This is a genomic window from Enterococcus sp. AZ128, from assembly GCF_051714485.1.
Classification (GTDB): domain Bacteria; phylum Bacillota; class Bacilli; order Lactobacillales; family Enterococcaceae; genus Enterococcus_A.
In genome coordinates this window covers 1,057,571-1,075,622 of record NZ_JBIORZ010000002.1, presented here as the reverse complement: position 1 = coordinate 1,075,622, position 18,052 = coordinate 1,057,571, and the positions used below count along the sequence as shown (strand labels likewise).

The 18,052-nt window shown below is 40.7% G+C and carries 21 protein-coding genes; 9 read left to right on the top strand and 12 right to left on the bottom strand.

Annotation, left to right across the window (positions count from 1 at the left end; genetic code table 11):
* Window positions 1–75 precede the first annotated feature (75 nt).
* Entirely contained in the window at window positions 76–1,023 is a 948-nt protein-coding gene (locus IGI38_RS16990) for an IS30 family transposase (protein ID WP_438728510.1), read from the top strand.
* 127 nt (window positions 1,024–1,150) lie between these two features.
* Here IGI38_RS16990 and IGI38_RS16985 read toward each other — a convergent pair whose 3' ends face one another.
* Window positions 1,151–1,288 (bottom strand): hypothetical protein, encoded by a 138-nt coding sequence (locus IGI38_RS16985; RefSeq protein ID WP_438732751.1) that lies wholly within the window; start codon window positions 1,286–1,288, stop codon window positions 1,151–1,153.
* 123 nt (window positions 1,289–1,411) lie between these two features.
* A complete protein-coding gene (locus IGI38_RS16980; protein ID WP_438732749.1) occupies window positions 1,412–2,293 on the bottom strand; it encodes an Rpn family recombination-promoting nuclease/putative transposase in 882 nt (293 codons plus the stop codon).
* Window positions 2,294–2,649: 356 nt separating this feature from the next.
* On the opposite strand from IGI38_RS16980, the gene IGI38_RS16975 reads away from it, so the two are divergent.
* Window positions 2,650–3,057 (top strand): YjdF family protein, encoded by a 408-nt coding sequence (locus IGI38_RS16975; protein ID WP_438732747.1) that lies wholly within the window; start codon window positions 2,650–2,652, stop codon window positions 3,055–3,057.
* Window positions 3,058–3,171: 114 nt separating this feature from the next.
* Here IGI38_RS16975 and IGI38_RS16970 read toward each other — a convergent pair whose 3' ends face one another.
* Together IGI38_RS16970 and IGI38_RS16965 are read right to left on the bottom strand one after the other, a co-directional pair.
* Window positions 3,172–3,684 (bottom strand): hypothetical protein, encoded by a 513-nt coding sequence (locus tag IGI38_RS16970; RefSeq protein WP_438732745.1) that lies wholly within the window; start codon window positions 3,682–3,684, stop codon window positions 3,172–3,174.
* Window positions 3,685–3,805: 121 nt separating this feature from the next.
* Window positions 3,806–4,660, bottom strand: coding sequence for a DUF6544 family protein (locus tag IGI38_RS16965; protein ID WP_438732743.1), 855 nt, complete (start codon window positions 4,658–4,660; stop codon window positions 3,806–3,808).
* A 208-nt stretch (window positions 4,661–4,868) separates the two neighbouring features.
* Here IGI38_RS16965 and IGI38_RS16960 point away from each other — a divergent pair, with 208 nt between their 5' ends.
* Genes IGI38_RS16960 through IGI38_RS16945 form a run of 4 tightly spaced genes read left to right on the top strand, consistent with a single transcriptional unit; the run spans window position 4,869 to window position 8,483 of the window.
* Window positions 4,869–5,789: a nucleoside hydrolase gene (locus tag IGI38_RS16960; RefSeq protein ID WP_438732741.1), complete on the top strand. Its 921-nt coding sequence runs from the start codon at window positions 4,869–4,871 to the stop codon at window positions 5,787–5,789.
* A 21-nt stretch (window positions 5,790–5,810) separates the two neighbouring features.
* On the top strand, window positions 5,811–7,217 hold the full coding sequence (gene dcuC / locus IGI38_RS16955) for a C4-dicarboxylate transporter DcuC (RefSeq protein WP_438732739.1): 1,407 nt from the start codon (window positions 5,811–5,813) through the stop codon (window positions 7,215–7,217).
* 6 nt (window positions 7,218–7,223) lie between these two features.
* Window positions 7,224–7,703 carry a GNAT family N-acetyltransferase gene (locus tag IGI38_RS16950; protein ID WP_438732737.1) on the top strand — a complete coding sequence of 160 codons (480 nt, stop codon included), beginning with the start codon at window positions 7,224–7,226 and terminating at the stop codon, window positions 7,701–7,703.
* A 51-nt stretch (window positions 7,704–7,754) separates the two neighbouring features.
* Window positions 7,755–8,483 carry a winged helix-turn-helix domain-containing protein gene (locus tag IGI38_RS16945; protein WP_438733395.1) on the top strand — a complete coding sequence of 243 codons (729 nt, stop codon included), beginning with the start codon at window positions 7,755–7,757 and terminating at the stop codon, window positions 8,481–8,483.
* 95 nt (window positions 8,484–8,578) lie between these two features.
* Here IGI38_RS16945 and IGI38_RS16940 read toward each other — a convergent pair whose 3' ends face one another.
* The 4 genes from IGI38_RS16940 to IGI38_RS16925 all read right to left on the bottom strand — a co-directional run bounded on the left by IGI38_RS16940 (window position 8,579) and on the right by IGI38_RS16925 (window position 12,753).
* A complete protein-coding gene (locus tag IGI38_RS16940; RefSeq protein ID WP_438732735.1) occupies window positions 8,579–9,349 on the bottom strand; it encodes a DUF1295 domain-containing protein in 771 nt (256 codons plus the stop codon).
* Window positions 9,346–11,163 carry a DAK2 domain-containing protein gene (locus tag IGI38_RS16935; RefSeq protein ID WP_438732733.1) on the bottom strand — a complete coding sequence of 606 codons (1,818 nt, stop codon included), beginning with the start codon at window positions 11,161–11,163 and terminating at the stop codon, window positions 9,346–9,348. Before IGI38_RS16935 ends, IGI38_RS16940 begins: the two co-directional genes overlap by 4 nt.
* A gap of 6 nt (window positions 11,164–11,169) precedes the next feature.
* Complete coding sequence (locus IGI38_RS16930) at window positions 11,170–11,574, bottom strand: DUF2177 family protein (RefSeq protein ID WP_438732731.1); 405 nt, start codon at window positions 11,572–11,574, stop codon at window positions 11,170–11,172.
* A 228-nt stretch (window positions 11,575–11,802) separates the two neighbouring features.
* Entirely contained in the window at window positions 11,803–12,753 is a 951-nt protein-coding gene (locus tag IGI38_RS16925; protein ID WP_438732729.1) for an alpha/beta hydrolase, read from the bottom strand.
* A 369-nt stretch (window positions 12,754–13,122) separates the two neighbouring features.
* Between IGI38_RS16925 and IGI38_RS16920 the strand changes: the two genes are divergently transcribed.
* Window positions 13,123–13,593 carry a MarR family winged helix-turn-helix transcriptional regulator gene (locus tag IGI38_RS16920; protein WP_438732727.1) on the top strand — a complete coding sequence of 157 codons (471 nt, stop codon included), beginning with the start codon at window positions 13,123–13,125 and terminating at the stop codon, window positions 13,591–13,593.
* 68 nt (window positions 13,594–13,661) lie between these two features.
* Here IGI38_RS16920 and IGI38_RS16915 read toward each other — a convergent pair whose 3' ends face one another.
* Both IGI38_RS16915 and IGI38_RS16910 read right to left on the bottom strand, forming a co-directional pair.
* Window positions 13,662–14,309: a carbonic anhydrase family protein gene (locus IGI38_RS16915; protein ID WP_438732725.1), complete on the bottom strand. Its 648-nt coding sequence runs from the start codon at window positions 14,307–14,309 to the stop codon at window positions 13,662–13,664.
* Between the two features lie 36 nt (window positions 14,310–14,345).
* The gene (locus IGI38_RS16910; protein ID WP_438732723.1) at window positions 14,346–15,269 is read right to left on the bottom strand and encodes an alpha/beta fold hydrolase; all 924 of its coding nucleotides are present in this window, start codon (window positions 15,267–15,269) and stop codon (window positions 14,346–14,348) included.
* Window positions 15,270–15,367: 98 nt separating this feature from the next.
* Between IGI38_RS16910 and IGI38_RS16905 the strand changes: the two genes are divergently transcribed.
* Window positions 15,368–15,736 carry a YccF domain-containing protein gene (locus IGI38_RS16905; RefSeq protein ID WP_438732721.1) on the top strand — a complete coding sequence of 123 codons (369 nt, stop codon included), beginning with the start codon at window positions 15,368–15,370 and terminating at the stop codon, window positions 15,734–15,736.
* Between the two features lie 33 nt (window positions 15,737–15,769).
* Here IGI38_RS16905 and IGI38_RS16900 read toward each other — a convergent pair whose 3' ends face one another.
* Window positions 15,770–15,940, bottom strand: coding sequence for a hypothetical protein (locus tag IGI38_RS16900; protein ID WP_438732719.1), 171 nt, complete (start codon window positions 15,938–15,940; stop codon window positions 15,770–15,772).
* A 69-nt stretch (window positions 15,941–16,009) separates the two neighbouring features.
* Entirely contained in the window at window positions 16,010–16,264 is a 255-nt protein-coding gene (locus IGI38_RS16895) for a TfoX/Sxy family DNA transformation protein (protein WP_438732717.1), read from the bottom strand.
* A 285-nt stretch (window positions 16,265–16,549) separates the two neighbouring features.
* Between IGI38_RS16895 and IGI38_RS16890 the strand changes: the two genes are divergently transcribed.
* The gene (locus IGI38_RS16890; protein WP_438732715.1) at window positions 16,550–18,007 is read left to right on the top strand and encodes a helix-turn-helix domain-containing protein; all 1,458 of its coding nucleotides are present in this window, start codon (window positions 16,550–16,552) and stop codon (window positions 18,005–18,007) included.
* Window positions 18,008–18,052 lie beyond the last annotated feature (45 nt).

Here is an 18,052-nt window from a genome sequence, read left to right as displayed (position 1 = left end):
TAATCGCAACAAAGAACCCATCAAAAATTTCTAGTAAAATGAGTTTAGGATAACAAACTACTAGGAGTGATTTTGATGGGTTCACACAAAAAGCTTACACGAGATAATCGAAAATGTATAGAGACGATGATTTATGATGCCAAGAGTATTCAAGAAATAGCGGACAGAATTGGTGTTAGCCGAACAACGATTGATCGTGAGTTGAAACGAGTACCCGAAGATTTGATCTATAATGCCGACAATGCGCAATTAGATGCGGAAATGAAGCGCAGTGCCTGTGGTGCGAAGTCCAAATGGACTTCTGAATTCGCTTATCAGATTGAATGTGATCTTGAAGACAGCTGGTCCCCTGAACAAATTGCGAATGATCGTCAAATAGTTTCATTCAAAACCATTTACAATTGGCTCTATGCCGGTATTCTTAATGTGTCTAAACAGTGTCTGAGACATAAAGGCAGAAGACAAGAAAAACAAGAAGAGGCACGAGGCAAAATGACTGTAGGGCATACCATTGATGAACGCCCAGCTTCTGTGTCAACTCGAGAAGAATTTGGACATTGGGAGTTGGACACAGTTGTTTCTAGCAGAGGGGAAAGTAAAGCCTGCGAAGCAACGTTTATTGAACGGAAAACACGCTTTTATTGGGCGATCTCAATGAGGGATCGTACCGCGAAGTCAATGGCACAAGCGATTAAAGCTTTTGTGCAAGACCTAGGGAGTCACAAGGCATTTTTAAGCTTTACGGTCGACCGTGGGAAAGAGTTTTCTTGCTGGAAAGAAATTGAGAAAGATTTAGACGTACCTATGTATTTTTGTGATCCATACTCCCCATGGCAACGCGGATCTAACGAAAATGGGAATGGTTTATTTAGAGAATTCTTCCCTAAGGGAACTGATTTTTCAAAGGTAACCCCTACGGAGAAACAGGAAGCATTACGCAAGATAAATATGCGTCCTAAAAAAACATTGAACTGGAAAAATTGTTGGGAAGTCTTTCAAGAAGAAATGTTGCAATTAATTTGACAATTCAGCATATATTAACATCTTCCCGAAGATATTTTTATGTCCACTTTAGAGGGATATCCCTTTTTCTAAGTGTCTACTTTTAGGGATCCCTTCTTCTTAATCTGTCTACTTTATAGGGTATATTTTAGGTATATTTTAGTTCTATCCCCTGCTTTATTCCTTGTTCTTCACCTTGTTTCATCCCGGATTTCTTTGCCTCTTCTATCGCAGTCACGAATACGGCATCAGAAATGGCTTTCGCTTTTTCAATGTTCATGATCATTTCCTTTTCCTCACTTTCTAAGGTTAAGAAGTCCGTCCTTTTTTTCGCCTCTTTGATATATTCGTGGTATTGGTTTATCAGCTACCCTCGAAAGTGTCACTTGAAGAACTTCCTTAAGTTAGATTACTCGTGTTCCTCAGACAGTTTTTTGACAACCTTCATATCCAATCCAGTAATTTTCGATACTTGTTCGATCGTCAAACCACTCTTTAGGGAATTAATAGCTATTTCGCGTTTTGCTTCATCATTACCTTGTTTCATCCCAGATTCCTTTGCCTCTTCCATCGCAGTCACGAATACAGCATCGGAAATGGCTTTCGCTTTTTCAATGTTCATGATCATTTCCTTTTCCTCACTTTCTAAGGTTAAGAAGTCCGTCCTTCTTTTTGCCTCTTTGATATATTCGGGAGTGTCGGCCATAACTTCTCCGGTCTTCAGAAAATATTGCCAGTGATAAGCCGCCGTTTTTCTGTCTACATTTTCATTTTTCAAACTAAGAAAACCTATCATCAACAGTTCTTTTCCCTCTTTGTTTAGGAAAGGTTGATACTTTTCATTTAACAAACGAAATAGCTGTAGCGCCTTCTCTTGTGAATCAAATAAATGAAAATCGACAATATTGATCCCATAGGCTGGTCGTAGGCTAGAAAAGTTATTCTTTTTCTCTGCTTCGTTCGTTTGGATACTTCCAAAAGGTGATCGGTAGGCTTCGCATAAATAAAAAACGGAACGCTCATGGAAATACTTATGAGGCTGGATCTGGCATTCGATCGTCGTATGGCTGCCGTCTTCGGCGGTTGCTAATACATCGACTTCTGTGCGAAAAATCGCCGTTTCCTTATAGGTCTTTTTATAGCTGTCGATATGGTAGGTTTCTTTTGGCTTCAGTGACTGGAATTCTAATCCTAATAGATCCTTGATAAACGCCTTTAGAATGTGAGTTGAGTCTTCGGATGTTAGTAATTTTTTAAACAATAGGTCATTCGTCGGTAAATATTTCTGCATTGTTTTCCGCCTTTCAGATAGGATCATTCTCCAAACTGAAAGGCTTTTCTCGCCTATAGTATAGCATGGAAAAATAGTCGCTATCAAAATTCTTTTACACTAAGATACGTAAAAGGATCAGACAATCCAGTGCATATTTTTCTATTCAAGAAACGCAGAACCCTTTGTTCAACACTTCGTTTCGTTAGCCGAAATAGGGATTTTTTTTACATGTCATTGCTTTTCTACCTAAACCTAGTACACTTAAGTTGAGCATAAAAACACATGGCGGTTGGTAGTCCGCCGCATGAAAATGTCAGTAACCTGCCCTCCCTGGGTTGTCCCTTGCTTGAAATCCAATTAAGGGAGGTGTCATCATGAAGTTGACGATCTACTTCGATGGCAGTTTTTGGTGCGGCTTGGTGGAAGCTGAAACAGACGGCCATTACCAAGCAATCCGATATGTTTTTGGACCTGAACCAAAGGATGCGGATGTTTTCGAGTTTATTGCGAAACGTTTGCCGCATTTATTGGAGCAGTCCGGTACTGTCTCGGCTAAGCAAAAGTCCGAAAAGAAAATGAGCCCGAAGCGCATGCAGCGGTTGATCAATCGTGAAAAGCAGCAGCCCGTCGTTTCTACTAAGGCGCAGCTTGCGATCAGTGAGTTACGTGATCAAGCAAAAACGGCGAACAAAGTACTAAAGCGGCAAAGAAAAGCGGAATACGCCGAAGCCCGTTTTCAACAAAAGCAAGCCAAGAAACGTGAAAAGCATAAAGGACACTAAAAATGTTTCACGAATTGTTTCCGTTTTTTTGCGGCTGATTCATGAAACCAAGAAAAAAAATACAGCCTCGGCTGTATTTTTTTTATCGATAATCGAACAAATCATGTATGTTTATCAAGCATTCATTTCGTGTGTTACTAAATATTCATGTTCTTCTTTGATAAGTTTCTTAATCTCATCTAAATCCTTGTCAGTAATATCGGGAACTTCAAGTGCATAGGCACCGCAATGTACCGCCGTCTCGCCGTCAGGAAATACGTATGTATAAATGTGTGTGTCTGGGTCACCCGCGCAATAGTCGCAGCTTTGGGTTATACAACCGGGAGCTCTGCTTGGATATTTGGAGATATTATCTTTGACAACATCCGCAAACCTTTGAGAATACTCTGTGCAACCTGAAAACCTTAAAGCGAAAAAAGGCGTCGGCTCTTTCTTGCCTCTGATCCCTATTTTGACTATCTGTTTATTATGCGAAGCATGCTTAAATGAGATGTAAGATCGTTCTTTTTTCGGATTGTAACCGAGCTCAGATAGATAAACTGCAATCTCACGGTACAACGATTGATTTTCGGTCTCCAGCGTTACTAAAAATGACTCTATCAGCTCTTTTTGCCTCTTTGTTTTCATTGATCGGCCCCCACTGCAATAAGCTTTCCTTTTCATTCGGTAAATTCAGTATATCATGCCCAGCATATCTTTTTTACTGCTCAATAAAATCGTTTGGATAGAAAATGATTGCTGGATACGATTATCTTATGTCCGTTAGATTGACGGAATAACTGATTGTTATTTTATCGCTCACAAAGTAATTATCGATGCCTTGAGGAAGCTTCCAATTCACACTGACACATCCGGGCCTGCGGTAATTTCCATCGCTCTCGTAATTCTCATAAAGAACGAACCACGGAACTAAGGAAGTCCCCTTGCCGTTTTCATCCATATACCGATCCTCAGTATCGAAACGAACAATGTCTCCCGAATCATCAAACGTAAATTGACCCTTAGCACTTACGCCGTTCCACACAATCGACCCTTCAATCGTTCGTTCATCTAGCGTCCGCCAAGTCACATAATCCTGTAAAAACAAGCTTGGCATGAACACCGCATCAGCCAATGACGTGATCAATTGCCCTTGATCCATCTCAGGACCAGTTGAATGAAACAGTTGAAAATGTTTAGCAATTACTCCAATCATCGCTCCGCGACCATCCTGGACACTATCTCTGACATGAACCGGCAATCCAAACATTCTCGCCTTCAAAAACGCATATCGATCCGGTCGATCGACAAAATTAACTTGGCGAAAATCAATTGAGATCGGCTCCTTATCCGCCGCCATCCGAAATTTAGTATGCTCAAAACGTACGTACATATTGCGCATCAGCGGCTGATCAACATAACCGTTTTTTCTGAGGTATTTCTTCAAAGGCTGCGGCAGTAGTTTCATCGCTTCTTCAGTGATCTGTTGCGGTTGTGAAGAAGTTTGTTCATGCTGAAACGACTTCTCAACATCTGATAAATACTTTGTCCAAGCAGGGCCACCTAGCAGAAAAACATACATAATAATTAGAGCTAGAACAATAATAGAACACCATAGCAGCATTTCTCTTCCTCCTCTTCACAAATCTTTTTGTCTTTCATCCTTACTATACTTGAAATCGCAAGGATAACCATCCGCCCAAGGGCTTATTTAACAGTCTGATCGCAAAAAAAGTCAACGTTGTATTTTTAATACAACGTTGACTTATATAATACTTTGTTGTATTATCTCTTTGGAAACGTTTCAATCTAATAAAGAAAGAGTGACTATTATGAAGAAAAAATCAGTAATTATCAGTACAGACCCGGGGATTGACGATGCCGTCGCCATTGCATTAGCCCTTTTTAGCGAGCAGCTTGATGTTAAATTGATCTGCCCTATCTTTGGCAACGTCAGCTTAGAAAACACAAAAGCAAATACAGAAAAATTGCTTACACTATATAGGAAAACACCACGCGTTGTATTAGGAAGTCATCAACCCTTGTTAAGAAAATCGATCAATGCCAGCAATGTTCATGGAAAAACCGGAATGGACGGATATTCTTTCCCTGAACCTGAGATTTCAGTCGATCAATCGTTAACTGCCGCTGCTGCTATGCACGAAGTTGTTGACCAGTCAGAAAGTAAGACAACGCTGATCGGTATCGGACCATTAACAGACATCGCATTGTATATCCATTTATACCCGCAAGATTTCGAAAAAATTGAACAGATCGTTGTCATGGGTGGAAGTTTAGGGCGAGGAAATTACGGTGTGCTGTCTGAGTTTAACTTCGCTGCTGATCCTGAAGCTGCCAAAATCGTTTTTGATAGCGGTATCTCCATTCAAGTAGCCCCGATGGAGGTCGGTCGTCAAGCCAAAGTCATGCCTGAAGTTTCCGAAAAGATCAAGGAACTAGGGACAATCGGCGATATGTTCTATCAGTTATTTTCAAAATATCGTGGAGGTAGTTTTGCGACAGGCTTGAGCATGTACGATGCTTTAGCGATCGGATTAGTTTTAAATCCAGCGATGTTTGACATTGTTTCAACAAGAGTAGAAATAGAAACAACGGGTGTGTTGACCGCGGGTGCATCATTGATCGACCTGAAAGGTTATCTTGATCTTCCTGCAAATGCCGAAGTAGCTGTCAGTGTCGATCCGAAACAATTTGAAGAGTGGTTTATTGACTCTATTGCTAAAACTATATAAAGAAAGAGTGGTTGAATTAGTATGAATGTTTTATTAACTTGTATTGTTGGTATCTTAGCTGTTGGGATTCTCGTTTATATGTTATTGAAGAAAAATGATATTAAAATGACCCTGCTGATTTTAGGTGTCGTTCTTATGTATATTGCACTTTTGATGGGAAGAAAACTTGAGATAAGCGAAACGACCGGTGCACTATTGCTCGATCCGTTCCAAGTCATCGTTGATCAATTTACAAATACATTGGTTGGCCCTGGTTTTGTTATCTTGATTCTGGGTGGTTACAGCGCTTATATGAATCACATTGGCGCAAATAAAGTAACGGTACAAGCTCTGACAAAGCCGATCGCAAAAATAAAATCAATCTATATTTTGATTCCGATCGTTTTCTTAATTGGGAATTTATTATCTTTAGTTATTCCAAGTGCTTCTAATTTGGCCATTATTTTATTAGCCACACTCTACCCTGTTTTGCGTACTGCGGGCATGTCTCGTCTTAGTGCCGCGGCGATTATCGGAACTTCTGCTACGATCGTCCCTACACCTTTAGGATCAGACAATGTGGCGATCGCTTCATTATTAAATGTAAACGTTACAGATTATGTATTTAAAAGTCATGCGATCGTTTCGATCCCTACCCTGTTAGCAATCGCTCTCGTTCATTATTTTTGGCAGAAGCATGAAGATGTGAAACAAAAGGAAACGTTGAGTTATGAAGAAGAAGTTGCAGGAAGTGAAGGAAACGAAGCGAAGGCGGATACCGAGACTGCTTACTCTGGACTACAAGCATTTATTTACGGTACACTGCCTCTTTTACCGATTATATTATTACTGATCGTTTTTGTTTTGAATATCGTTCTTGGGACTACCTTAAATATCAGTGTTCAAGTCGTCAGCTTGATCAGCTTCATCATTGCCGTTTTAGTTGAATTTTCGACGCATCGCTCGGTTAATTCCGTTTTGAAAGAAACAAGTTACTTTTTTGATGGTATGGGCAGTGTCATGAGTATTGTTGCTCTATTAGTTTCTGCTCAAGTATTTGTTCAAGGACTTACTTCGATCGGAATCATCGAATTGGTTCAGAAAACGATGGAAAATATCAACGGTGCCGGAATTCTTCTGCCAGTTATCATGGTTGCCTTTACAGCAGTGATCGTTCTGCTGAGCGGAAGCGGAACAGCGTTACTTTTTGCTATGATTCCTTTAATGATCCCGCTTTCTAAAGCCGCAGGGATCGATCCGATTGCTTTATCGATCCCTATGCAGCTTTCTGGGAATCTATTAAGAGCTGTTTCTCCAGTTGCAGCTGTTATCCTAATCGTTGCTGGGACAACGAAACTTTCTCCTATGCAAATCGTTCGCAGAACGTCAGTCCCAATGATTTTCGGGGTTGTTCTCTCATTAGTCTTATCACTGATTCTATTTCAGTAGAAAAAAATGAGTTATCGCAAACGAACGGCAGACCTTAGTGATTATTCGAATATTCTAGCATTAATCAATGATGGAAAAGAACAAATGAAATCCGCTGGGATTACTCAGTGGGATGATTCTTATCCGAGCAAAGAAGTCATTCGGCAAGACATCGAAAAGAAGCATTTATGGCTCTACGGAGATCATTACGAAGCTAGCGTGACCGTTTCAAAACATGACCGCACAGCATTTATCCATCGTTTAGTTGTCAGCTCGAAATATCAACGAAGTGGTATCGCGCGATTTATTTTGTCAGATATCATTCAACAGGAGAAAATAATTCACGACGTGACACAACTAAAAATAAGCACGAATCATTCGAATATCCCGATTCAACATTTATTAGCTAGTCTCAATTTTGTTCCTTGCAGAATATATACCATGCCTGGTCGTGAACAATTCGGTGACTTTACCGAATTTATCTATCCAATAAGAATATGTAAATAGGGATTGTGATACAATGCAATTATAGTTATTTTACAAGGAATGGTGATGAAGATGCATCGTACGCCAAAATATGTTCAAGTGTACAATCAAATTTTATTGATGATCAAACAGTCTCAATTTGCGCCTGGTTCAAAATTACCTTCAGAAGAACAACTAACGAATGATTTTAACGTCAGTCGCGTGACTTTGCGGACCGCCTTGTCGCTGTTAAAAGAAGATGGGGTCATCAGCAGTATTCATGGTCAGGGACACTTTGTTAATCTTTCAGAAACACAAAAAAATGACCAAGGAATTCGCGCATTGGGATGTCCGATTTTAGATAGCTTGACGATACCAATCGAACAAATCACTCATAAAGACGCGTATTACTTTAAAAATCCCAGTAGTGTTTTTACGGACAAACTATTTGAAGTCAAGGATATCTCCTATTTCACCTTGAATGTTTGGTATAAAATCAATGCGTTGAATGTTGCAAATATTTTCTCGATCTTATTACCTGAAACGATTGAAAAGTTCAATCTGGATTTAGAAAACAGCGATCAGATCATTCAGTTTTTAGAAAAGGATATTTATGACGTAGCGGCTAATTCAAAGCTGACGATCAGCATCTCTTCAAGAAAGCCGGATAGTTTTAGACGGGACTTCGCTGAGGATGAAAAACTAGTCTTGATGACTGAAAACCTCTATTCTACGAATGGAAAAGTCTTAGCGCAAAACAAGTATTACATTGCGGAAAGCTTCTTTAGAACTTCTTTGGTTCGTTACCAATCGAATCATTGATTCCTCTAAACGGAACAAAAAAAAGTGCCACTTCACTTTCAGTTTTGAAGGTGAGTGGCACTTTTTCATTTATAGATTTAAAAACTTTTAGAAAACTACAGGCCCTTTTTCCCAACAAACGGTACGAACTTCGGTGTATTGCTCGCATACGCGCGATAGCCGGGCTTTTCCCTATTCTTTTTCTCCAGTAAGGGCACACCTGAAACGAACAGCAGCAAGAGCGTGATCGTAATCGGACCAAGGATTCCCCAAAAATTTCGCAGCTCATTCAGACTGACTAAGAAAATTCCCCACCAGCCTAGCGCTTCACCAAAATAGTTGGGATGTCTGGTCAATGACCACAGACCAGTCGTCAATAGTTCGCCCTGTTCGGCATGACGTTTAAATAACGTCAACTGAAAATCGCCGATAGTCTCAAAGATAAAGCCGATTAGCCACACGATGACACCTAGCCAATTCCACCAGTGGAAAGCTTCTTCCGAACCAGTAGTCACAAAGAAAATCGGCAACGCAACGATACACAGCAGAACTCCCTGCAAAACAAAAACATTCAAATAGGCTTTCAATTTGGCAAAATGTTTGCCCCAGCGTTTTCGCATATTGACATAGCGATAATCCTCCGGTTTGCCGATATTTCGTTTGGCTAAATGGAAGAACAATCTCAGGCCCCAAATCGTTACAAGGATCAGCACCAAAGTCGCCGCCTTCGTTTTCTCAGGCATCAATAGATAGCCGGTCACCGCAACAATCACAAAACCAATCCCCCAGGCTAAATCTATGATTGAATTATTGTGCAGCCGCTGTGCAAGAAAGAACAACGCGGTAAAATAAATAAATAGGACAGTTATGATTGGCCAAACAATCATCGCACTTCCCCTCCTTCCAACTCATACGCTATAGCTACACTGCCTTCCCCCGCGCTCATGGCAATCACAGTCGAACTATCTGCAATATAGCTAGGCGGAAGAGCAATTTGCTCCCGGAGCTTTCTGCCCCAGAGCTTTGCCTTAGCTTCATTATTAGCATGGATGATCACATAGCGCTTGATTTTATACTCTTCATGAACCCTTCTTATTTCCCGGAAAATCTTCTTTTCATTTCCGGTACGGCTGAAGGCGAAATTACTTAACTTTCCTTCGCCGAAGTCATCCAGACTGATGATTGGTTTCAAATTTACCTGCTTAGCGATTTTACCGACGGCCTGTGGGATTCGTCCCGAATGAATCATCGGGTCCAAATCATCAACACTGACTAAAATTTTTACCTGCTCGCGTTTTTTAGTGACCCGATTGATGATTTCCTCAAACGATACTCCTGCTTGAATCCATTCATTCGCGTTCATGACAAGCAGTCCCTGTGCTGCGGAATTTTGTCGAGAATCAATCACTTCGATGGGGATCGAACGATTCCGTTTCGCCGCTTCCTTGACTGTATAATACGTTCCGCTCAATTTTCCGGCGACGCTGATTACTAGGATCGCTTCATATCGTGTCTCCAGAAAAGAAAACAAGTTCTCAACTGTTTTTAAGGTTGGTTGCGAGCTTGTTGCTCGCCCGTTAGTATGCTTGTCTAAATCAAAAAACTGCTTTGTTTGCAGCGTGATTTTATCAATATAGCTAGTGTCGCCCATTAAAATAGTCATAGGCAAAACATGAATCTGATTGTCCAGCAAATATTCTGCGGGAATATCCGCGATCGAATCGGTCACCAAAGCAATCGGTGCTTTACGGTGCTTGTTGACTTGATATTGCAGCAGCATATCGTCAGCTTTTTGCTGGATTGGAGCGCCAACACTGCTTAAGTAGCTCAAAACCTCCGCCGGCTGATTGGAATGGATATGAATACGCGCCTTGCCGCGATTTATCGCGACGATCAATGAATCGCCAAAGGGTTTCAGCTTTTGCTGCAATTCTTCCTTCGTCAATGACACCTGATCCAGCAAAATTTCCGTGCAATAACGATAGGCAGGCTCTGTCGTTTGGCTATGTTCTTGGCCCGATCGTTCGATCATCAGCGTATTCGTAGGCTCTTTCATTAAGTGAATCGACGGTTTCTTGGTTACAAACGCCTCAGTAAAGCCTTCTATAAATAAATAGAAGCCCTTAGCCCCAGCATCAACAACTCGATTTTTTTTCAAGACTTTTAATTGATTCGTCGTATTTTCTAGAGCCTGTCTCGCTTTAATCAACGCATTCGGCAATCGTAGCTCCAGAGTTAATAATTGCTCGTTGTCATCTAATGCTTCAGCCCATGATCGGATCACTGTGATGATTGTTCCTTCTACTGGCCGCTCGATTGCGCGATAGGCTTCGCCGATAGCTGAACGCACACTTTCCACAAAGCTTTGGACCGAATTTTTCTCCTCCAGCTGCAGCATATGGTTGTAAATACCGTTAAAATACTGAGCAAATATAATTCCGGAATTCCCCCGCGCACCCAACAAAGAAGCATCGGCGACTTTTTCAAAAACCTCTAATACCGAATGACTCTCTTCTGCTGTTTCCTCTAAAATAGTTTGCATCAAGGAGGCTAAATTACTTCCCGTATCTCCATCCGATACGGGGAAAACATTGATTTGGTTCAGTAGCTGCTTTTGATTGATCAACTGGGCTGCGCCTTGTTGAAATGCAAAAAGCAGTTTCTTTGGATCAATCAGTTGATTTTCACGGCTCATCTCCATAGTAAATTACCTCCAGTTAAAGTGTTGTGCGACAAAAAAAGTGATACCGGAAACGGCTGCTGTAACAAAGGTTCCCCAAATCAAATCAGCAATAGTTACCATAGTCGGCCAGTCATTAAGTGTCGCCATATTTGTTAAATCATAGGTTCCGTAACACAATAATCCTAGAAATCCGCCAGCTGCGAGCGCATAAAGTAAACTTCCCTTTTCAAGCGCAGGATTTACAACAAAAAAGAGAACTCCCAACAGGTATAGCACATAAAAAATCACCGCAGGTACGAATTTCGTTTGTCCCATCAAATGTCCTAAATTATCCTGATACATTTTCCGTGCCAAAACTAGCAGCCAGAATAAATCCAAAGCTAAAAAGGAGATTGCTGCAGCTCCAAATATTTTTATCCATGAGATCATGCTCATTCCTCCAATAGTGACCTAGATAAATGGTACTTATCAGTCGATAAAATCAGCTTAGCATGAACCATAGAAATCGAAAAAAATCGGGATTGCGAGAATCTCTGTCAACATAACTATCGGCTATACAAACCTATAGAGACACCCTCTATCAAAAATGTCCTTTAAAAGAAAAAAATAGACAAGACAAAAAACTCCCTCCGCCAAGTGAAGAGAGCATACCCCAGTTTATTTATTCTTTTGCTTGATCCATTCAGTAGAAAGAGTCATCGCTCCACGAGCCGCATTCGTCTGATCCAATGAATTGACCATCACAAAATCATGGATCATTCCTTGGAAACGAACTTGAGTGACTTCAACTCCAGCATCGCGTAATCTTCGGGCATAGGCTTCCCCTTCGTCCCTCAAAACATCTGCTTCACCATTTAGAATAATTGCCGGCTGGAGTCCATTTAAATCCGCCAACGAAGCGCGTAATGGCGATGCAGTTATTTCTGCGCGTTGATTCTCATCTGTCGTATATTGATCCCAGAACCATTGCATTCCCTCTTTAGTCAAGAAGTAATCTTCCGCAAATTCATTATAGGAATCCGTCTCAAAATTCGCATCGGTTACAGGGTAATATAAGACCTGCTGCTTAATGGGGATACCACCGCGTTGTTTTGTCATGATCGTCATAACGATCGACATGTTTCCGCCGACTGAATCCCCTGCTACAGTTAAGCGTTCGATATCCAGCTTATGTTCTGCCGCTAAGTCCGGCAACTGTTGTAAAATCGCATAATTCTGTTCAATCGCCGTCGGATATTTTGCTTCTGGTGAGCGGCTGTATTCCGGAAAAACGACGACCGAATGGGTTCGAACCGCTAACTCACGAACCAATTTGTCATGTGTTTTCGCACTGCCAAATACCCAGCCTGCTCCGTGGATATAGAAAATGACTGGTAGCTTTTCAGTTGCTCCTTCTGGTCGGATAAAACGAACATTGATATCTCCCCATTGCCCGGTACTCAACGTTTGATCTTCTATTTCAACTGCCAGTTTCTCTACAGGAGATTCTTGCACCTGCTCCAGCAACGCTCGCCCTTCTTCCGGTGGTAATTCATATATTCTTGGGTGCGGCGCATTCGCCTCACTAAAATCAATCGCTGCTTGCTCTAAAGAAATTCTTTCTGTCATTATTTTTCCTCCTCATAATCCAATGAATTTTATCGTTAATTCAAAAAAATGTTTCTGAGAACGCTCAACGGAAAACGTTTGCGGCGTTTAACGTTGGTCACATTGTATGAAGAGAAGGTGTCATCTGTCAAAAATTTGGCTTTCATTTTTCTCTGTCCTCATCGCCTCCGAGAATCAGCTAACTTGCTTGAGATGGAACGCCGATGGAATGTCCGGCGTTCCAATAAACTAGATGCACCCTGTTTATTATCGTTTGCCAAAGACGACTGAAGCTACAGGTAATTCTTTAACTTATTTCGGTAACCTGATAAAATGATGAATGAAGTGATAAATGACTTTTCGATTTACATGAATAGGAGTTTTTAAGGAATGGATGAAAAAGAACTAAACTTGAATGTGACTCAAAAATACTTTGAATTAAGCAGTTTATTCATGCAATTTTTCCGGGAAAATTCTCGCGGTCCCTTCAAATTTGAAAACCGCAATCGCGGTCAAGGACAAATCTTAAATATTATTCGCGAACACGGAACCATCACGCAAAAGGAGCTAGTCAGCCGCTTGGATATGCGTCCGCAATCAGCCTCTGAGATGATTCGTAAATTGGAAAAAAAAGAATATATCACCCGGGAGAAATCACAGGAAGACAAACGAGTGATGAACATTCATCTAACCGCACGAGGAAAATTCGCTGCTCAACAGAGCGATGATTTCCAGCCCGTTGTATTGGAAGTTTTGACTCACGAAGAAAAAGAGCAATTCGACCATATTTTGACAAAATTAATCAACGAACTTGAACCACAAGTCAAACACCGTCCTAGAGATCGTTGGGGGCATCCATAACCCAGCTGCAAAAAAAGCCTTAGGAGAATTAATTATCCTCCTAAGGCTTTTAACATTCCGTAATGAATCTATTCTTGATGGCTAAGGACTTTTCGGTCATTTATTAACTGGCATTTACGGCTATTTCGTCCGTGAATAGCAATGAACCGTTGGATCTGCTCTGCGGAAACATCCATCACGTTTTTCATCACATACCATTCAACCCCTTCGGTCAATGGCGGCGTCGTCAAAGAACCCACATAATGGTAGTAACTTTTATCCTCAGGAATTAACCCTTCAACCGAAAAGGCCCCATCGCCTTCTTGCTGCTCATACTGATTCAGTACGTGTTCAAAATCTGGATTAAATGCCCCAATTTGGTAGAACACGCCCATCACCGCAATATAACCATTAGGCGATTGGAACAGGAAATGTCCTTCTAATGGAAAAATCTTCCCATCTAAATGGTGTTCTGAATCCGCGTGAAAATGTACTTGGACAAAATTGAACAAGCGGTTTTTAAAGCTTGCCTGCCCCGTTCCCAATAGCTGCAGGTTCTGGCCGTTATTAAGAAAAGACGCAGTTGTTTCAGAGAAATTCACTTCTATATTCGTAAGAGTATCATTGTTTTCAATTTGAGATGTTTGGATATCAATGGGTGATTGACGTTTCCCGTCTCCGCCATGAAGCTCCCAATCCCCTTGGTGGCAATAATCAATCAAAAATTCTGCTTTCATATGATCCCTCAATTACCTAAAATTTTTACAATGATATCATTTTTCAGAATAATTTTCCATCCATTTGCAAATATCATGAAAAACTGTAAGTTTTTGGGTTTCATTTAATAATTCGTGACGGGCATTTTCATATAACTGAACCGTCACATGTTTTACGCCGGCAGCTTGATAGGTCTTCGCCGCCTTCATCACACCTTTGCCGAATTCTCCGACTGGATCTTCTTTCCCAGATAAAAACAGCAGCGGAAGTTCTTTTGGCACCTTTTGGATTAATTCTGGCTCCTGCGAGCGAATGATCAATGAAAAGAGCTCGTGATAGCCACTCAAAGTAAAGAGAAATCCGCATCTCGGATCAGCCAAATACGCGTCTACTTCCTCCGAAAGGCTGACCAACCAGTCCTTATCTGTTCGTTTATTTGGTATCTTACGATTCATATTGCCGAAAGCCAGTTGATCAATCAATTTGCTGGGGTGTTTCTCCCCTTGAATCTTGCTCAACATCTTAGCAGAACCTTGCCCAAATCGTGCTAACCAGGCGGGCTGCTGCCCCGTTCCAACCACTATTGCGCCATTGATCGCTTTGCCGTGCTCGTATAGATAGTTCCGCAGTACAAACGACCCCATGCTATGTCCCAGTACAAAAAATGGCAGATTTGGATACGTTTCTTTGCCCCATTGCGTCACTTGATACAAGTCTTGGACCAACCCATGCTTGATCTTCTCATCATGAAAGTAGCCGTGAGGCTCTTCGTGAACAGATCCGCCATGACCCAAATGATCATGGCCGATCACCACGATATTTCGTTCATTCAAATAAGTTGCCAACGGTTCATAACGCAATAGGTGTTCGGCCATCCCGTGAGTTACCTGGAGTACCGCCCATGGATTTTCACACATCCAATGGTAGCCGTGCAGCGGTGTTTTCTGATCAACAGAAAGTATTTCGAATGTTTCGACCATAATAGTCTCCTTTCCAAATTTCCCCGCATATCTCCATCTTAAGTTGGAGGTGTCTTTACCAAAAAATGGTACACTATTGGTAAATGGAGGGATGAAATATGTCTTGTTTAGGTAATATCATCTGGTTTATCTTCGGCGGCCTAATTGGGGGATTGACTTGGTGTCTTGCCGGCATTTTATGGTGCATCACCATTATCGGTATCCCGATTGGTTTGCAATGTTTCAAATTCGCCAGTCTGAGCTTTGCCCCGTTCGGCAAAGACATCGTATATCATACGACTGGTGTCAATTTGATCGTCAATATTATCTGGTTGATTGTTTCTGGTGTTCCTCTGGCTATTGGACACTTAGCCAGCGCTGCTTTACTATGTATTACAATCGTCGGAATCCCATTTGCCGTGCAATCGTTGAAACTTGCCCGTCTAGCTCTGATGCCTTTTGGTGCCCAGATTGTTTCAATTCGATAAAAAAGAGGAATGACAGCTGTCTTCCTCCTTTTTTTATCCAAAAATCAAGTAAATCAAACCTGCGACGATCAGGATCAAATTCAAGGTTACCTGAATATTCACCATCAACGCCGTCACATTCTTTTTCTTGCGGCGTGCAAGATTGATAAAAATATTATAAGCGCCCGCGATAATAATAAAAATCACTAATGCGATCAGATACAAAAAGCCACTTCCTTTTTTGTATGTAGTGTATCGTGAATGATCTCTCTCAGCAAGTAAAGTCAACGAACTCTAATTTAATTGTTTGAAAAAATCACGTAATTCCGATTTTCGGCGTTCGCTTAACTCACGTTTAGGAATATCTTGGATCGCGCCTTCCAATCCATACAACAAATGCAAGCAAGCGCCATCATCTACTAAATGACGGATTTTTAAAAAGGCCGCTTCCGTTCCAAGCTCCCGTAACTGATCCGGCGTAACGATCCCTACCTGCTCCAACTTTTCTTCATTTACTACACCAATATTTTTCATCTCCGAAATTTTCATTGCCGACTCCTTTTAGATACATTATACCTTAGAAAGAAAGCGGAAACGACCGCTTTCATAAAAAGTTTGCAGAATCATTCTTTTTTCGAATTTTTTCTCAAGATAGTGAACACTTAAAATATAACCTAAGTTATTTTTAATAAATTCGAATTTTTTAGTGTTTTTTTAGGATACCACTTTATTTTTTACCATTTATTAGGTTATTATTGGTGTTAAATGATATTTTAATTTATGATATAAATTGATGCGATTAATTTTTATAAAAAAAGAATGGGGGGATTTTTCATGCTTGGGATGGATAGAAATACACTGTTAAAGATTGAGATCATAGAGATTTTGGATAGCCAGCAATTGCCGATTTCACTAAAGGAATTGCAAGAAATGATTGGTTACGCAAGTCTAGGGACAATTCGTGTGAATTGTAAAGAACTGCAGGCGATCATCGAAGAAATTTATACAGAAGAAGACTATTCATTGAAACTTCGTATAGATAACGGCCGCGGTATCCAATTAGACCGCTTCTCGACGAACCTTCAATCTTTAACAAGTTATTTATTCAAGCATGACCTTGCCTGTGAAATTATTCGCACGATATTAACCAAGCGAAAAATTTCGGCGATCCAGTTCTGCATGAATAAAAATATTAGTGAATCTAAGCTGCGACGCAAGATTAAAGAAATCAATCGAGAACTTGCCGACTATGATCTTTATATCTCCTGCTCTGCAAAGATCAGCTTAAAAGGTCGCGAAGTTGATATTCGCCGCTTCTATTATATTTTTGTCAGAGGATTGTATCATCAATTCAGCCAAGTTGAATGGGTCAGCAACATAGATAGCTATTATCAACTTGCCCAGCAAATAGAGAGTTACTTAAAACTAGCGAATAGCCCTACTAACCTGGAAATGATCAGTTTTTGGTTATTGATTACCAACCTGTCATTGAGTAAAAAAGGAATCCTCTCCTTTAATAATGCTGAATCAGAATGGGTTAATCGCTTTAAATATCCGAAGAAACCAGCATTTTTAAAGACTTGGGATACCAATGAATGGCGGTTCTTCCTTTATGCTATTTACAGTTCGCTTTTGTGCGACTTCGAACTACAATCAAAAAATCCCTCTAGAGAGCTCTTTTTTGATCAAGCTGTTTCTCAATGGATCGCATCTTTTTCGACTCATTTCCGTCCATTGGATGCTCGCGAACAAAAATTCGTTGCTCAAAAGCTTAAACAGCACTATGCGGCGCTGACTTTCTTCCGACTGAACGAACCGATGATCGATCACTTGAGTAATAGCGTATCATTAGATACTGTTGAAACAGAATTTCCTTATTACTATCGGCGCTTTGATGCTTTCTGGCAAGAATTCACTCAAGCCATTCCCGGATATAATCGGCGGCAATTGCGAATCTATTCATTCTTGACCTGTGTGACTCTTTTCTCTATAGAAAACTGCCTACCTGCTATCTCAGTGTATGCATTTTCTGAGCATAGTGACCTTTTCAGTGTTTTCATTAAAGAGAGAATCAATTTGTATTTCAAAAATCGTTACCATTTGACTTTTGTAGAAAATCCTCGCGAAGCTCAAGTGATTATTGGAACAACACCTACTTGTAAAAAATTTCTGTCAGAAGGGCAAAAATCCGTCATTATTCGATCAAATATGTGTTCTTCTGATTACAGAGATATTGAACTGACTTTAGACGCAATCGTGGAGAAGGATCTGGCCAAATTGGAAAATAAATGAAAATAGGTTGAGAATTTGATTAAAAAAAGGTATCTTAGTAGGTAT

What these genes read in the sequence shown, in the direction of transcription:
- IGI38_RS16935 (WP_438732733.1), bottom strand. Translation starts at nt 11,163, where the DNA reads ATGGAGATGAGCCGTGAAAATCAACTGATTGATCCAAAGAAACTGCTT.
- IGI38_RS16915 (WP_438732725.1), bottom strand. Translation starts at nt 14,309, where the DNA reads ATGAAAGCAGAATTTTTGATTGATTATTGCCACCAAGGGGATTGGGAG.
- IGI38_RS16975 (WP_438732747.1), top strand. Translation starts at nt 2,650, where the DNA reads ATGAAGTTGACGATCTACTTCGATGGCAGTTTTTGGTGCGGCTTGGTG.
- IGI38_RS16990 (WP_438728510.1), top strand. Translation starts at nt 76, where the DNA reads ATGGGTTCACACAAAAAGCTTACACGAGATAATCGAAAATGTATAGAG.
- IGI38_RS16950 (WP_438732737.1), top strand. Translation starts at nt 7,224, where the DNA reads ATGAGTTATCGCAAACGAACGGCAGACCTTAGTGATTATTCGAATATT.
- IGI38_RS16960 (WP_438732741.1), top strand. Translation starts at nt 4,869, where the DNA reads ATGAAGAAAAAATCAGTAATTATCAGTACAGACCCGGGGATTGACGAT.
- IGI38_RS16895 (WP_438732717.1), bottom strand. Translation starts at nt 16,264, where the DNA reads ATGAAAATTTCGGAGATGAAAAATATTGGTGTAGTAAATGAAGAAAAG.
- IGI38_RS16970 (WP_438732745.1), bottom strand. Translation starts at nt 3,684, where the DNA reads ATGAAAACAAAGAGGCAAAAAGAGCTGATAGAGTCATTTTTAGTAACG.
- IGI38_RS16910 (WP_438732723.1), bottom strand. Translation starts at nt 15,269, where the DNA reads ATGGTCGAAACATTCGAAATACTTTCTGTTGATCAGAAAACACCGCTG.
- IGI38_RS16945 (WP_438733395.1), top strand. Translation starts at nt 7,755, where the DNA reads ATGCATCGTACGCCAAAATATGTTCAAGTGTACAATCAAATTTTATTG.
- dcuC (WP_438732739.1), top strand. Translation starts at nt 5,811, where the DNA reads ATGAATGTTTTATTAACTTGTATTGTTGGTATCTTAGCTGTTGGGATT.
- IGI38_RS16905 (WP_438732721.1), top strand. Translation starts at nt 15,368, where the DNA reads ATGTCTTGTTTAGGTAATATCATCTGGTTTATCTTCGGCGGCCTAATT.
- IGI38_RS16940 (WP_438732735.1), bottom strand. Translation starts at nt 9,349, where the DNA reads ATGATTGTTTGGCCAATCATAACTGTCCTATTTATTTATTTTACCGCG.
- IGI38_RS16980 (WP_438732749.1), bottom strand. Translation starts at nt 2,293, where the DNA reads ATGCAGAAATATTTACCGACGAATGACCTATTGTTTAAAAAATTACTA.
- IGI38_RS16890 (WP_438732715.1), top strand. Translation starts at nt 16,550, where the DNA reads ATGCTTGGGATGGATAGAAATACACTGTTAAAGATTGAGATCATAGAG.
- IGI38_RS16930 (WP_438732731.1), bottom strand. Translation starts at nt 11,574, where the DNA reads ATGATCTCATGGATAAAAATATTTGGAGCTGCAGCAATCTCCTTTTTA.
- IGI38_RS16965 (WP_438732743.1), bottom strand. Translation starts at nt 4,660, where the DNA reads ATGCTGCTATGGTGTTCTATTATTGTTCTAGCTCTAATTATTATGTAT.
- IGI38_RS16920 (WP_438732727.1), top strand. Translation starts at nt 13,123, where the DNA reads ATGGATGAAAAAGAACTAAACTTGAATGTGACTCAAAAATACTTTGAA.
- IGI38_RS16985 (WP_438732751.1), bottom strand. Translation starts at nt 1,288, where the DNA reads ATGATCATGAACATTGAAAAAGCGAAAGCCATTTCTGATGCCGTATTC.
- IGI38_RS16925 (WP_438732729.1), bottom strand. Translation starts at nt 12,753, where the DNA reads ATGACAGAAAGAATTTCTTTAGAGCAAGCAGCGATTGATTTTAGTGAG.